The organism is Novosphingobium resinovorum, assembly GCF_036352595.1.
GTDB classification, from domain to species: Bacteria; Pseudomonadota; Alphaproteobacteria; order Sphingomonadales; family Sphingomonadaceae; genus Novosphingobium; species Novosphingobium resinovorum_B.
On the sequence record NZ_JAZFAX010000069.1, the window covers coordinates 1 to 11,610 of the forward strand.

Genomic DNA, 11,610 nt, shown 5'->3' on the forward strand with positions numbered 1-11,610 from the left:
ATGACACTGGAAACCCTCGGCTCGGTGAGCCATAACCCTATTGTCAGCTTGCCAGCATTGGCAGCCTGACCTGAACTCGATCCTGCCGTGGATCGACGGTTCCTACACCACCCTGCGGGACACGACCGGCAAACGGACGACGCGCTAAAACGAGCGCGGTGATAGCGAGCATTTCAGGAATCATCACCGATGGATGGCCGGAACGGGCAAGACTATCGAATGAACAACCCGGCGCCACCGGGAAGTAAGTGTGGCTCTCAATCAGTGCCGTGATATTCAGTCGCGACACGGTGGAGAAATGATATCGACAGTGGCAGGTGTTTCGATCGATCAGATGCGGCTGAGCGATTTATCTCGTTGTGCACGGCTAAGCGTCTTTCGCCTGCCCAACCTTGGCCGTGTCTGTTATTGTGAAATTGCGGCGGTTATGGATCGCTATGGCTGGCGTTTTCATGATGAGTGGACTGGCAAGCCTGAACGGCCGGCTCTGGAGGCCTTGGGGTCGTCACTGCCGCGCTATTTGCAAATGGTCACCCAGGCAGCCGAGGTGCGGGCAGAGAGATTTGCCCTTGGCGAGAAGATGCTGAGATTTCACGATCACGAAGGCTTGAGTGGGGCCGAGATTGGCAAGATTTTCGGAGTAACCGGCGCAGCAGTGCATGCGAGCATTCAGAAAATTCGCCGGATTGTGGAGCTGCGTACACGCTATCCGCTGCCGCCACCTCCGGCGACATGTTAGAACATGTTCGGACCGGATGGCATCCTGTGCTGGTCGGGATAGTATCGAAAACAAACAATGATCGGAGCGTGAGCCAGTCCAGTCTGATCGGATCACGCTCCAGAGGTTCGCATAATTCAGATCCAAGAGTTGGATGGACTTTGGAGAGAAGCGCTATAGGGTTGTTTCAGCGAAAAGCCACTTCCTCCGGAGGTCGCCGTTCGCGATGACGGCGATAGTGCATATCGCAATTCAGCGGGACTTCGCGCCTTCGACGTAGAGAATCGCGTCTTTGACCGTAGTGATTTGCTCTACATCCTCGTCAGATATGGTAATACCAAACTCGTCCTCGAGAGCCATGACGAGTTCGACTACGTCGAGGCTATCGCCACCAAGGTCTTTGAGAAAGCTGGCTTCGGGCGTCACCTTATCCGGATAGACCCCCATGTTTTCGACTACGATCTTTATGACCCGTTCGGTGATATCGTTCATATGACCCCCGGTGTTTGATATCCGATGCGGAAGCGGACGATCATCGGGTCATCGGCTCCGAGTTTTGCCCTGATCATATGCGATCAGCGTTTACGGACAAATTCCGCACGCAGCACGAGGCCCTTGATGCCCTCGTGCCGACAATCGATTTCCTGCGCATCCCCGGTCAGGCGGATCGATTTAATGACGGTCCCGCGCTTGAGCGTCTGATTGGCGCCCTTCACCGCCAGATCTTTGATGAGCGTCACGCTGTCGCCATCCGCCAGCAGATTGCCGACGGCATCGCGAACCTCGACACGCCCCGCTTCGGCACTACGATGCGCCAGATCGGCAGCGCTCATCCATTCGCCGCTCGCTTCATCATAAACATAATCGTCGCTTTGCTGCATCATCTAATCCTTGGTCCTGCCTGTTTTCAGCGTTGATTCGAGGGAGCGTCCCGCAAGCGTACGCCACGTCCCTTGCCCTGACTGTGCGCATTGTCGCCAATGAGTTCGATACCGGCTCGCTCCAGCGCCGAAATCACCCTGACGAGCGAATCCACGACTCCCCGCACCTGTCCGCCGGACGTTTCCATGCGCTGGATCGTCGGCAGCGATACGCCGGCGAGCGCCGCCAATTCTTTCTGGTCGATCCCGAGCAAGGCCCGCGCCGCCCGCAGCTGCTGTGATGTAATCATCCCCCTTTATGATGGTTCATGCATCAGAGTTCAATCTTACAAATTGATGATGGATATGCTAGATGAGCTTTCGCGTTCGTGCGCCTTCGTTCGTGAACCGGGGACTGAAACTGTGGACTGGCTCCTGATCTGCGAATCCCGATTCACGAACGAAGACGCACCGACGGTTCGAATGTCAGAGGCTGCGTTGAGTAAGAGTAACGATTCAGATGGATTGGCCTCTATGGAGGTCACAAGCGCGCCCGACGAGGCCTACGGAGAAGCCATTGACAGGCTGTTCAAACGGTTGCCGCAAGGCTGCGGTCCGACCTGGCTTCTCCGGATCCACTTCACCGTGAACGGGCAGAAGAGGCACTGTTTGCGATGACCATGGCGTGTCTTGGAACCGTGGATCGTGCAAACGCAGGTGAGGTGTCATGACGCTGGGAAAGCGGTTCAGGGGGTTCCTTCTGCTTCAGAACATGATGCTGAAGGATTTCATCCGACATGGTCTGGCCAATCGATCGCTCGCGACTGAGGACGCCGCGTGCCTGAGCCGGGTAGCAACACTCAACCTTCAGGAAATTGCCCGGTGGGACAGGGATCTTGCGGGCGGTGGCAGCATGTCGTCCGGCGAAGCCGAATGAAACGGTACGGCCGAAAAATATGGGGGCTTGCGGCATGTTTCGCCGCACTTGCAGGCTATGTCGATGCCTTGGGCTTCCTCTATCTTGGGGGCTTTTTCGTCTCCTTCATGAGCGGCAATTCGACGCGGCTTGCGGTTGGCCTCAACACGCATTTTTCGGACGCCGCGACGGCGGCCGGATTGATTGGATCGTTCGTGGTCGGTGTCATGCTGGGCTCGCTGTGCGGCCGGGTCATTCAGCGTTCCAGGCACAGCGCGCTGATCTATCTCATCGCGGTCATGCTGTCGGTGGCTGCGCTCCTCGCCTCGGCCGGCGCCAATTGGGCCGCCGCCGCTGTGCTGGCAATGGCGATGGGCGCAGAGAACGCGCTGTTCGAGCGTGATGGAGAGGTTCAGATCGGGCTCACCTATATGACCGGGACGCTTGTAAAGTTCGGGCAGCACTTGCTTTCCGCACTGATGGGTGGAGATCGCTTTGGATGGCTGCCCTATCTGTTGCTGTGGATTGGCCTGGTAACAGGCGCTATCCTCGGTGCGCTGAGTTATCGGCTTGTGGGGCATTCCGCGATCTGGGTAGCAGCGGGCGCGGCACTGCTTTTGGCGTCATGGCTCCATCATCGGCCAGTCCCGCTCGCAGCTCCGATCCGGAAAGCGGGCAAATGACTGACGGGTCGCCGCGCTCTGCCGATATTGATCTCGATATGTTTCACGATCTCGTCTTCGGCTTGCGCCTGGAACGTCCTGAGCCTGGCTCGGCTCTTCCTGATCGCTATGGGAGCGCCGGACATATTCCGGCTTCGCTGGACGCCCCTTTCGGTCCAAGCGGTCCGATGCTGTTTCGTTTTGGAGACATATTGTCGCTATTATTCGGTTGGTCGACCGTTCAGAGCGGTATGCGGGTCAGTGATCCCGACCATCTCTTGTTCGACTATACGCGCGTGATGATGGGGTTCAGGCTGTTCAGGGCAGCACCCAAACATATCGAGATGATCGGGCTAGGTGGCGGATCGCTTGCCAAGGCCTGCTATCGCTGCCTCTCGGATTGCGACATCACCGTGATCGAGATTGATCCTGAGGTGATCGCCCTGCGGCAGCAGTTCCACATTCCGCCGGACGATCACAGATTTCGCGTCATATGTGCCGACGGAGCTGACTATGTCGCCTCGTCAGCGGGCAAGCCGGATATCCTGTTCATCGACGGCTTCGATAGCAAAGGTCTTCCCCAAGCGCTCAGTCAGCAGGCCTTTTATGATAGCTGCCGCGCACGTCTTGGCCCTGATGGCTTGCTCGTCGCGAACCTCTGCGATAATTCCATGGCCTTCGCGACGCTCGTTCGCCGCATAGCAACAAGTTTCGATGGGCGAGCAATCGCAATTCCAGCGGAACGGAGAGGCAATCGCGTTGTTTTCGCGAGCGCTGACCATGCCTTTCCTCCCTCGTTTGAAGTGCTCGGCAGCGCTGCACAATCTCTGCCCTCTCATGAGTTCGTCGATTATTCGATTAAGGCGCGGCGGATTATCCCGGCTCTACGTCGCTGGGCGAAGCGTCAGCCGTAGATTACCGCAAGAGGCCAGTTTTTTCCGCACGAAATCGAGGAAACATTAGCTCTTGGCGGGTAACAAACTTGTATCCGTCAAAGCATAGGCTGGCATCGATTTGCTCTGCCGATCGGGCAGGATGCGCTGCAATTGCCCGCTCGCGATTTTGTCGGCGACGATTTCCTCTGGGACGAGGATGGCCCTCATTCCCAGTGTCGAAAGCCGGTTGATCATGCCCGCCTTGTTAAGGTGGCCAGCACTTCCGCACGCAGGTGCTGAACGTTGAGGAGGCCCGGATCGCACCATTCATTGCCGTCGACTACGCCTACAATGCCGCTCCGACAGTCCCATCGCCACGAGATCATTGCGACCGTATCCTACGTCTTCATTTTTCCGAAAGTGCCATCGAGATCCGGGACTCGCTTGGCGATCACAACCTGATCGAGCCGGGCGGCCCGCATTGGATGAGCGCCGGAAGCGGTGCTGGCCACGAGTAAGTCCCTGTGGTGGAAGGTCGCACCGTTCGCTCGCTGCAGATATTTGTGGCGCTGCCTCGTAGCGCCAGAGAGGGAGCTCTATCGATGATCGGCCTGGAGGCGCGCGACATCCAGATCATCGAACGCCCTGGGGATCCCGATAGTCCTTGGCTCCTTCGGCGGCGTTCAGTCGCCGCTCGAACCGCCAACGTCGGTGACCATGCTGGACATCGCCCTGGGTTCTGGCGCCATGTTGGAGCTAGCGCTTCCGTCGAATGAAGCGGTGTTCTTCTGCGGGTTACGTAGCAGGAGGTTGCCTAATGCAAGGATCCGCTTCACCTGTGACGCGGTGTGGCCAAGGGTGAAGAAAATATCCTAGACGTTGCTCCCCTCGCGGACAAGCCGGGTGAAGGTTTTGTGGCGGGTCATCTCGTCAGGGTGCATAACGGCTGGATCGCCGATCCCGCCGCATGGCGACTGGACAACGACGCCCCTTCGCATGGGACCACCGGCCCTAGAAAAGGGTGACGCTCCTGCACAGCGCGATCGCCTGAACCCCGCCAATGACAATGAGCCTGGTTAGACAGAGAGGTCAGTTTGCGTTCGGGGTAGCGTATGTTCCGCTGGCGCCGGGTGCTCGACCGCAATTCCATAGAAGCGCTGTGGAAAGAGTATATATTATGAAAAAACCAATATTGAGGACGGATGCGTAGAACCAGCGCCCGACCGGATCTGGTAGCAGCGATCCCAATGCCGCCATCGCAAGCGGCGTCACTGGATTGATCACCGCTGCCGCCCAACGCGGATAGGCGCTACGTCCGGTGATAATGGCAATAGCGAGGACGAGCATCCCGGCGGCTAGCGCAACCACTGCCGAAAGCCAGGCGATTATCAGCATTTGGTCGAAATGCTTGCCGAGTGCGATCAGCGCCGCATGGGCCTCCACCGGCGTTTCTAGGATCGTGCGAAACGTCATCGCCGGATAATAGAACGCGACATGCCCGAACGGCGACCAGGCGTTGGCACAGAAAAGCAGACCAAAACTGCCCCAAGAGAGCACCCGACCTGCCGGTCTCGCGCCCCGGAACAAATGCCAGCTACCGGCCAGGTAGAGGGGTATGGAGAAGTTCGCGATCAGAGCGCCAAAGGCCATCCGCCGCTCTGATAGCGGCAGCATCCAGCCAAGCGGCGCGAAATCGATCCGATCCGCATAGTCCTGGAGCAACAGAGGATAGTCAGAAGGCTCGGCATGACCACCGACCAGCAATATGTCGCCGATCGCCCAGCAGATCGCCCCCACTATGCCTGCGATGCCGGCTACGCGTATTGCAATCAGGTTCATTGGCGCCCTTTCAGCTGTCGTTCGCGACAGGCTTGATGGTCGACCAGATGCTGTCGCGCGGACCGACCGCCGCGCGACGGGCCGCGGCCCGCGCCGACAGGAACAGAAGCACCGCAAGCAGCACCGCCGTGAGATCCACCAGCATCAGTGCAGGCGCATCATACCAGCCGGTCCCCGCGATCAGGCTTGCGGCCGGGATGCACAACATCGCCACCGCGCCCAGGATCGCCAGTTCCACGCCCGATCGCGCCGCTCCGCGCGCCAGCGCCCAGCCGGTCGCGATCAGGAAGAGCGCATAATAGATGGCGCTGTGCATGGCATAGCTGGCATGGCTGCCCAGCAGTTTGGCCGCCGCCAGGGTGACCGAAATGCCGGCGATGCTGCCCATCGGCACGCCCACGGTCAGCGCGCCCAATATGCGTGTTGCCCGCGTCTGTTCGACCGCGCCCGCCTTGCGCTCCTTCTTTCGGCGCGATTCCACCCAGAGGAGATTGCCGGTGTAGAAGAGGAAGGCACCGGCCAGCCCCAGCAGGAAATAGGCCCAGCGGATCGTGGCACCGCCGAAATTGCCGAAATGCAGGGCAAAGAAGCTGGTGATGGTCGCCGACCAGCCATCCTGCATGCCGGGCATATAGTCGGTGCCTGTAATCGCGCCGGTCTGCGGATCAATGCCGGCCATGCCATAGGTCGGCGCACGCAGGCCGTAGCGGGCATCGCTGCCCTGCACCCGCAGCGCCGGCAGGCCGCCACGCCCCTGACCATAGACCAGCGTTTCCGGCGTGAAGCCGGGCGCCTGTTCGCGCACGCGGGCGACGATCTGGGCCGGCGTCAGTGTGGCGGGCGGCGGTCCCTCGGCCGGGGCAGACAAGCTCGGCCGCGCCCGCTCCGCGCCGCCGTCAAAGGCCATCCCCTGCGCACCGTAGAATTGGTCATGGAAGGCAAAGACGACAGCGGTCAGCGCCATGATGATGTGGAAAGGCAGGCTGAACAGGCCCAGCACATTATGCACATCGAGCCACATGCGCTTCACATTCCTGCCGATGCGCAGCGCGAACAGGTCGCTCACTAGGCTGGGCAGCAGCACGACCAGCCCCGACACCAGGGCGATGGTGTAGAGCAGCGCGATCGCGCCCATGATCGACATGGAAATCTCATGATCGAAGGGCAGGCCGACCTGCTGGTGCAGTATGTCGATCAGTTGTGCGACCTCGGACGGTCCTCGGCTTTCCACCTGCAGCGCGCCGTCCGGCGCCAGCGAGGCGTAATAGCGTTGACCGCCGCCATGCTCGTCCGCTTCGCCACGCACCATCCATGTCATTCGCGCCGGATGGGCAGCATCGATCACAAGGTTGATGTCATAGCCCTTTGCCGCCTGCGGATGGGCGGCCAGCACCTTTGCGATTAGTTCCGGCGTCCGTTCCAGCGAGGGGGCCGGCGCCAGCGTCGGCGGGGGCGAGGCCCAGCGCTGCAAGGGCAGCTCGAACATGGTCAGCGCCCCGGCATAGAAGGCGATGAACAGGCACAGGCCGGAAATGATGCCGACCCAGCCATGTACTTCCTTGTACATCTTCACGACGTCGGTCGGCAGTTTCACGGCCGCAGCCCTCCCATCAGCAGCACCGGCACCCAGACCAGCAGATTGGCGGCGAAAAGCCATAGCCAGGCGCGCAGGCCCGAACGGAAGAGGAAGCAGAAACTCAAGCTCAGCGCCCAGACCGGCGACATCAGCCACATGGCGAACTGCCCCTTGGTGGAGAAATAGCCTTCCCCCACATCCATCAGTTCGCGAAACAGGCCGGCGCAGCCGAGCGCCAGCGTGAAGCCCAGGATGAAGGCGGCCGATACCTTGCCGAACCAGTCACGACTGGACAGCGGCGGGCGCGATCCGATCCGGCTCATCGCTTGCCCTCCGGCGCGCCGCGCCGCCATGCGATCGTGACAGGCACCACCGACCAGATTGTCATCACCAGTGTCAGGACGATGAAGATCGTGGTCGCGACCCCCGCCCAACGAAGCAACAGGCCGGTGCCGGCGATCAGCAGCGCCACGCCGCCCCACCCGGCCAGGCGCGGCGGACAGGGCAGTCGCCCCATCTGCTGGTGCGGCGCCGCCAGATAGAGCAGCATCGCCGCGACACAGACCAGCAGTCCGCCAAGGATTGCGTGAGTCATTTCGTATCCGTTCCAAATGCCATGGCAATGCCGCCTGCCATCATCGCCATCATCGTCGATCCATGACTATGCCCCGGCAGCAGCCGGAACTGCGCATCGACGCCATGGGTCGTGAAAAGGGCTGCCACCCTGTCACCTTCGATGTCGCCCTTGGTCGGGCCGCCCTCGCGGTCGCCACTAGCCGCTTGCCCGACGCAGGCGTCATGGCTTCGACCTCCCGCGCGACCAGTCCATTGCCGAACCAGAAGGACGGGCTGACCGCGACATAACGGCTGAAGGGCGCGCCCTTGGCCAGCGCGTGCAGCGCCAGCAGCCCGCCAAAGCTGTGGCCCATCAGTGTCTGCCGGCTGGCGTCGATCTTCCAGCGCGCCACGATCTGCGGCCGGACCTGCTGCTCGATGAAGCGCAGAAAGGCGTCGGCGCCGCCGGTCGGCAGGCCGCTGGCCGGCGCCCCGGCGGGAATGACATAGCCGGGCGCTGCCGGCGTATAATCGAACACCCGCCGGGCCAGCGGTCCGGAATCGATCGCGACGATCAGCCCCGGCCCGATACCCGAGCGCGCGCCGGCACGCGCCCGTCGACGGGCGGTGGTCGCGGCGATCGGGAAATTATCCTCGCCATCCAGCATCCATAGCAGCGGCCAGCCGCCGGCGGGTGGCTCGCCCTCCGGCCAGGCGACCAGCACCCGATAGGCATGGCCATCGGGCGACTTGATGGTCAGCACGTCGGACCGTTCCAGTTGCCATGGTGCCGCCACCGATGACGATGACGCCACACCCGGCGTCATCGTCAGCAGGCCAAGCGCCGCAAGGACCGACAGCCGCTTCACCAGTTGAATTGCAGACGCGCGGTGAGGCTGCGACCTTGGCCATAATAGCAGGCGGAAACGGCGCTACAGGTGGCAACATAGCGCTTGTCGGCAATGTTGCGCCCGTTGATCGAGAAGGTCATGCCCTCCAGCGCATCCGACGCCTTGCCCAAATCATAGCGGATGAACAGGTCGAACAGGGCATAGTCGGGAATGCGGAGCGAATTGGTGGTATCACCAACGCTCTTGCCGGTATAGCGCACGCCGCCGCCAAAGCCGAGGCCGGCGAGCGATCCGCCCTCGATCGTCTGGTTGAGGAAGAGCGAGGCCATCCATTCGGGCACCTGCGGCAATTCATTGCCGACCTGTCCTGCAGTGTTGGACTTGGTGATCTTGCTGTCCATGCGGGTCGCGGTCGCAATGACCGCCATGCCCCAGGGCAAGGTCGCCTTGCCCTCGAACTCCAGGCCGCGCACCCGGCCTTCACCGGTCTGCACCAGACAGGTCGAGGTGCCGCACAAGGTACCATCCGGATCGGGCGTGGTCATATTCTGTTGGGTGATCTGATAGGCGCCCAGCGTCACATAGATATTATTGCCATGCTGGTAGCGGATGCCCGCTTCATATTGCTGACCCGTCGTCGGCTTGAACGGTTCGCCGGTCAGGCTGGTGCTCGGGTCGCTGACCTGCGGCTGAAAGCTCTCGGAATAGCTGGCGTAAGGCGCCAGACCATTGTCGAACATATAGACGGCACCGGCCCGCCAGGTGAAGGCGTCACTCTTGGTGATATAGCGATTACCGGTGATGGGGTTGTAGGTATCATCCTTCGCCCAGTCCTGCCGACCGCCCACGGTCAGGCGCAGCTTGCCCAGCTTGATCTGGTCCTGAAGATAGACGCCCGCCTGCTTGCTGACGGTTTCTGTATAGACCTGCGGCGACATGTTGCTGGCAAAGCCTGTCGAACCGCGCGACCCCGGATCGAAGATATCGAGGATCGGCAGCACCAGCGACGAACTGACCAGATCGCGATAATGCTCCCATTCAGTGTGGAAATAGTCGAATCCGCCGAGCAGCGTGTGCTCCACCGGACCGGTCGCGAATTTGGCCTCCAACTGGGTGTCGGTGGCCAGGCCGTCGCTCTCGCCCTTGCCCTGCACCGCGCGCCGGCTGATCGTCTGGCCGGGAATGCAGCCCGCGATGCTCGACGGGCAGGTCGTCAGGGTGTTCCCCGACAGCACGACGACGCGATAGAGCGTGTCGAGATGGGTGTAGCGGCTGTTGTTGCGGATCGTGATCGCGTCGTTGAACTTATGTTCGAAGAAGGAGCCGATCAGATACTGGTTGCGGTCGAAGGTGTTCCAGTCCGGCTCGCCCAGATTATCGTCATTGGCGATATATTGGCCATTGCTGGGGTATAGCGCGCCCAGCGCCGGCAGGAACTGGAAGGTCGAGCCGCCCTCATCCCGCTGATATTGGCCTAGGATGGTCCAGGTCGTCGAGTCATCCGGCTTCCAGGTCAGACTGGGCGAGATATAGCGACGGCCGATGGTGACATCCTCCACCTGCGTATCCCCATAGCGCGATAAGCCAACGATGCGGCCCGACAGGGACGAGGTGATCGGGCCGCTGACGTCCGCCGCCGCCTGATAGTTCCAGTTACTGAGATCGGTCGTACCGATCGCCTGAAGCATGAAATTCGCGTGGAATTCGTCGGTCGGCCGCTTGGTGACGATATTGACCAGGCCGCCCGGGGCGGTCTGGCCGTAGAGCGCGCCCGAAGGGCCCTTCAGGACTTCGATCTGTTCCAGCGCATAGGAATCGAATCCCGGCCGCGTCCACTGTCCACCCGAAGGCAGGCGGAGACCGTCGACAAAATTGTTGTTGGACGAAAAGCCACCCGCGCCAAAGCCACGCACCGACACTTCGTCGACGCGACTGTCCACGCCCCAGCTTTCCGACTGCACGCCCGCCGTATAGGCCAGCGCATCAGCGATCGTCGGAGAGGCGCGCAGGTTGATTTCCTCGCGACTGATGATCGAGATCGATTGAGGCGACTCGATGATCGGCGTCGCGCTCTTCGTCGTCGATATGGCTGAAGACTGGCCAGTTGCCGTCACGATGATGATGTCGTTGCGTTCCGGCGCCTCCTCAGCGACTTGAGCATGCGCGAGAGCAGATGTGCCAGCGGTCAATATGGCAATCGAAACAGAAATTTTCCGCATACAAAATCCCCTGAACTTCGGCCCCGCTAATGCGACGCGGTCGCATTAGCAACAAATATGATGTGTCAGCCTATTTCAGAAGGTTGCAAGAAAATCGCAGCGAAAGGCGGGGAGGGAGTGATGCAGCGATCTGCTGCAGGCACATTTCCATAAAGTGTAAGAACCTTCTTCTGTGGTTGCCGTCCGTGAGGCAAGAAGCTTCTGCTCCGGTGAGCAGGTGACCGAGCGCGGTCTTCTGTCAGGCCTTTGATTCCGGCGGTTTCCAGAAGCCGCTGGCCGGTATGGTGATCCGCAGAGCAGGTTCAAATCTGATTCACGAGCTCGCGGCTCGGCACTCTTAACTGGTCTTCCAGCTCCAGATCTGTTCGATCATTTTGCCCATTAGGGTCGTCGCCTTCTCACTCCCTCTTTCGGTCGTGTCCCGCGGGGTGGTGTAGGAAGGTTTCCCTGAGAGGGTGGCCACCGTCGATCTTCTGGTAGGGTTCGGATGCGAACTCGAACCTGGAGAAGAAGACGATGACCGAGGACAGAATGGCCCT

14 protein-coding genes are annotated in these 11,610 nt (G+C 60.7%); 4 read left to right on the forward strand and 10 right to left on the reverse strand.

Annotated elements, in window-relative coordinates:
- Positions 1–250: 250 nt before the first annotated feature.
- The gene (locus tag V2S85_RS26195) at positions 251–739 is read left to right on the forward strand and encodes a hypothetical protein (RefSeq protein ID WP_330705724.1); all 489 of its coding nucleotides are present in this window, start codon (positions 251–253) and stop codon (positions 737–739) included.
- 231 nt (positions 740–970) lie between these two features.
- Here V2S85_RS26195 and V2S85_RS26200 read toward each other — a convergent pair whose 3' ends face one another.
- The 3 genes from V2S85_RS26200 to V2S85_RS26210 all read right to left on the reverse strand — a co-directional run bounded on the left by V2S85_RS26200 (position 971) and on the right by V2S85_RS26210 (position 1,889).
- The gene (locus V2S85_RS26200) at positions 971–1,210 is read right to left on the reverse strand and encodes an acyl carrier protein (RefSeq protein ID WP_330705725.1); all 240 of its coding nucleotides are present in this window, start codon (positions 1,208–1,210) and stop codon (positions 971–973) included.
- 83 nt (positions 1,211–1,293) lie between these two features.
- On the reverse strand, positions 1,294–1,599 hold the full coding sequence (locus V2S85_RS26205; RefSeq protein WP_330705726.1) for an alkylphosphonate utilization protein: 306 nt from the start codon (positions 1,597–1,599) through the stop codon (positions 1,294–1,296).
- Positions 1,600–1,625: 26 nt separating this feature from the next.
- Positions 1,626–1,889, reverse strand: coding sequence for a helix-turn-helix domain-containing protein (locus tag V2S85_RS26210; protein ID WP_330705727.1), 264 nt, complete (start codon positions 1,887–1,889; stop codon positions 1,626–1,628).
- Between the two features lie 416 nt (positions 1,890–2,305).
- On the opposite strand from V2S85_RS26210, the gene V2S85_RS26215 reads away from it, so the two are divergent.
- From V2S85_RS26215 to V2S85_RS26225, 3 genes are read left to right on the forward strand one after another with little or no spacing between them, the layout of a single operon-like run.
- On the forward strand, positions 2,306–2,515 hold the full coding sequence (locus tag V2S85_RS26215) for a hypothetical protein (RefSeq protein ID WP_330705728.1): 210 nt from the start codon (positions 2,306–2,308) through the stop codon (positions 2,513–2,515).
- Entirely contained in the window at positions 2,512–3,177 is a 666-nt protein-coding gene (locus V2S85_RS26220; RefSeq protein WP_330705729.1) for a YoaK family protein, read from the forward strand. Before V2S85_RS26215 ends, V2S85_RS26220 begins: the two co-directional genes overlap by 4 nt.
- Positions 3,174–4,070 carry a fused MFS/spermidine synthase gene (locus tag V2S85_RS26225; RefSeq protein ID WP_330705730.1) on the forward strand — a complete coding sequence of 299 codons (897 nt, stop codon included), beginning with the start codon at positions 3,174–3,176 and terminating at the stop codon, positions 4,068–4,070. The genes V2S85_RS26220 and V2S85_RS26225 overlap by 4 nt, the downstream gene beginning before the upstream one ends.
- Before the next feature lie 45 nt (positions 4,071–4,115).
- Here V2S85_RS26225 and V2S85_RS26230 read toward each other — a convergent pair whose 3' ends face one another.
- The 7 genes from V2S85_RS26230 to V2S85_RS26260 form a co-directional block, all read right to left on the reverse strand.
- Complete coding sequence (locus tag V2S85_RS26230) at positions 4,116–4,286, reverse strand: hypothetical protein (protein ID WP_330705731.1); 171 nt, start codon at positions 4,284–4,286, stop codon at positions 4,116–4,118.
- A gap of 834 nt (positions 4,287–5,120) precedes the next feature.
- Positions 5,121–5,870, reverse strand: a complete 750-nt coding sequence (locus V2S85_RS26235; RefSeq protein ID WP_330705732.1) for a DUF6796 family protein — start codon at positions 5,868–5,870, stop codon at positions 5,121–5,123.
- Positions 5,871–5,880: 10 nt separating this feature from the next.
- On the reverse strand, positions 5,881–7,464 hold the full coding sequence (locus V2S85_RS26240; protein ID WP_330705733.1) for a PepSY-associated TM helix domain-containing protein: 1,584 nt from the start codon (positions 7,462–7,464) through the stop codon (positions 5,881–5,883).
- Positions 7,461–7,769, reverse strand: a complete 309-nt coding sequence (locus V2S85_RS26245) for a hypothetical protein (RefSeq protein ID WP_313334666.1) — start codon at positions 7,767–7,769, stop codon at positions 7,461–7,463. Before V2S85_RS26245 ends, V2S85_RS26240 begins: the two co-directional genes overlap by 4 nt.
- Positions 7,766–8,041, reverse strand: a complete 276-nt coding sequence (locus V2S85_RS26250; RefSeq protein WP_330705734.1) for a hypothetical protein — start codon at positions 8,039–8,041, stop codon at positions 7,766–7,768. The genes V2S85_RS26245 and V2S85_RS26250 overlap by 4 nt, the downstream gene beginning before the upstream one ends.
- Positions 8,042–8,090: 49 nt before the next feature.
- Positions 8,091–8,870, reverse strand: coding sequence for an alpha/beta hydrolase (locus V2S85_RS26255; RefSeq protein WP_330705735.1), 780 nt, complete (start codon positions 8,868–8,870; stop codon positions 8,091–8,093).
- The gene (locus tag V2S85_RS26260) at positions 8,867–11,071 is read right to left on the reverse strand and encodes a TonB-dependent siderophore receptor (RefSeq protein ID WP_330705736.1); all 2,205 of its coding nucleotides are present in this window, start codon (positions 11,069–11,071) and stop codon (positions 8,867–8,869) included. Before V2S85_RS26260 ends, V2S85_RS26255 begins: the two co-directional genes overlap by 4 nt.
- Positions 11,072–11,610: the final 539 nt, after the last annotated feature.